General features: G+C 44.3%; 2 tRNA genes and 2 rRNA genes (1 of these 4 cut by a window edge). All 4 read right to left on the bottom strand.

Annotation, left to right across the window (positions count from 1 at the left end):
- Window positions 1-175, bottom strand: a 23S ribosomal RNA gene (locus ACQY1Q_RS17150) (it extends 2,698 nt beyond the left edge of the window).
- 139 nt (window positions 176-314) lie between these two features.
- A tRNA-Ala gene (locus ACQY1Q_RS17145) sits at window positions 315-388 on the bottom strand.
- A 97-nt stretch (window positions 389-485) separates the two neighbouring features.
- Window positions 486-559: transfer RNA gene (locus tag ACQY1Q_RS17140), tRNA-Ile, on the bottom strand.
- An 84-nt stretch (window positions 560-643) separates the two neighbouring features.
- Window positions 644-2,161: ribosomal RNA gene (locus ACQY1Q_RS17135) — 16S ribosomal RNA — on the bottom strand.
- Together the 16S and 23S rRNA genes with 2 tRNA genes alongside form the textbook arrangement of a ribosomal RNA operon.
- Between the last annotated feature and the right edge of the window lie 339 nt (window positions 2,162-2,500).

Genomic DNA, 2,500 nt, shown 5'->3' with positions numbered 1-2,500 from the left:
CTCCGGGTTTGCTCATCTTTCGATGTGACATGTCTTCAACATGACGGGTTGCCCCATTCGGAAATTTACGGATCAATATGTATGTGCCACTCCCCGTAACTTATCGCAGCTTATCACGTCCTTCGTCGCCTCTGAAAGCCTAGGCATCCTCCATACGCCCTTAATTAGCTTATTGTACTTTTTGCTTTGACATCGCTGTCAAAACGAGCTCTTTATATTTTTATATAGTTTCTTAAACTATCTCGATTTTCTTTAATATATCACTTTACCAATATGTCAATGAACTTTTTTAATTACACCATCGTAATTAATCGTGGAGAATATCGGAGTCGAACCGATGACCTCTTGCGTGCAAGGCAAGCGCTCTAGCCAGCTGAGCTAATCCCCCATACTTCTAGTGATGAGTTCTTAGTTATGAGTGATTAGTTTAACTCACTCTCACTCAACCTCTAGAATTTCCTTTTTACTTTTACCTTAAAAAAAAGTAGTCCTGGGCAGACTCGAACTGCCGACCTCTACATTATCAGTGTAGCGCTCTAACCAGCTGAGCTACAAGACTATTCTTAAGATCTTAGTAGTCTTTTTAAAATTAACAGCAAAGAATAAAATTACCTCTCTTGTAACTAAACATCCATTTCTCTAGAAAGGAGGTGTTCCAGCCGCACCTTCCGGTACGGCTACCTTGTTACGACTTAGCCCTAGTTACTAGTTTTACCCTAGGCAGCTCCTTGCGGTAACCGACTTCAGGCACCCCCAGCTTCCATGGCTTGACGGGCGGTGTGTACAAGGCCCGGGAACGTATTCACCGGATCATGGCTGATATCCGATTACTAGCGATTCCAGCTTCACGGAGTCGAGTTGCAGACTCCGATCCGAACTGTGATATGGTTTATAGATTCGCGCCTTCTCGCGAAGTGGCTGCTCATTGTCCATACCATTGTAGCACGTGTGTGGCCCAGGACGTAAGGGCCGTGATGATTTGACGTCATCCCCACCTTCCTCACGGTTTGCACCGGCAGTCTCGCTAGAGTCCTCAGCTTTACCTGCTAGCAACTAACGATAGGGGTTGCGCTCGTTATAGGACTTAACCTGACACCTCACGGCACGAGCTGACGACAACCATGCAGCACCTTGTAATCTGTCCGAAGAAAAAACCATCTCTGGTCCTGTCAGACTACATTTAAGCCCTGGTAAGGTTCCTCGCGTATCATCGAATTAAACCACATGCTCCACCGCTTGTGCGGGCCCCCGTCAATTCCTTTGAGTTTCAATCTTGCGATCGTACTCCCCAGGTGGGACACTTATCACTTTCGCTTAGTCACTGAGATTACTCCCAACAACTAGTGTCCATCGTTTACGGCGTGGACTACCAGGGTATCTAATCCTGTTCGCTCCCCACGCTTTCGTCCATGAGCGTCAGTATATACGTAGTAGGCTGCCTTCGCAATCGGTATTCTGTGTAATATCTATGCATTTCACCGCTACACTACACATTCTACCTACTTCCGTATAACTCAAGTCAACCAGTATCAAAGGCAGTTCTATAGTTAAGCTATAGGATTTCACCTCTGACTTAATTGACCGCCTGCGGACCCTTTAAACCCAATGATTCCGGATAACGCTTGCACCCTCCGTATTACCGCGGCTGCTGGCACGGAGTTAGCCGGTGCTTATTCTTATGGTACCGTCAAACCTCTACACGTAGAGGGGTTTCTTCCCATATAAAAGCAGTTTACAACCCATAAGGCAGTCTTCCTGCACGCGGCATGGCTGGTTCAGGCTTGCGCCCATTGACCAATATTCCTCACTGCTGCCTCCCGTAGGAGTCTGGTCCGTGTCTCAGTACCAGTGTGGGGGATAATCCTCTCAGACCCCCTACCTATCGTTGCCATGGTAAGCCGTTACCTTACCATCTAGCTAATAGGACGCATAGTCATCTTGTACCGATAAATCTTTAATATAAATCCGATGCCAAATCTATATATTATGAGGTATTAATCTTCATTTCTAAAGGCTATCCCTCTGTACAAGGTAGATTCTATACGCGTTACGCACCCGTGCGCCGGTCGCCATCTTCCCGAAGGAAATGCTGCCCCTCGACTTGCATGTGTTAAGCCTGCCGCTAGCGTTCATCCTGAGCCAGGATCAAACTCTTCATTGTATAATCTTTAATATTATTCAATGTTAAGTATCAAAAGAATTTTTCGAAGTTAAACTTCTATGGTAATTCTACTCTTTGTTTTACGCTGTCAATTTCAATAGTTTCAATGAACTTCGTTAATCTTAATATTTAGCTTCTAAACCAAAATCGCAATTAACGCATTTGTAGAAATGTTAGAATCGAACTAACTGACTTTTTTTCACTCTTAAAATCATTCCAAAATTTCTTAGATCGTGTCGCTCTCAAAGCGGGTGCAAATGTAAAAACTTTATTTGATTCTGACAAAACTTTTTTTAAGTTTTTTTCGTCTCTGTTTTTACAACCCTAACCTCAATGAAC

This window comes from Tenacibaculum sp. TC6, assembly GCF_050606265.1.
Taxonomy (GTDB): Bacteria; Bacteroidota; Bacteroidia; order Flavobacteriales; family Flavobacteriaceae; genus Polaribacter.
This window is presented reverse-complemented; position numbering and strand designations above follow the sequence as displayed.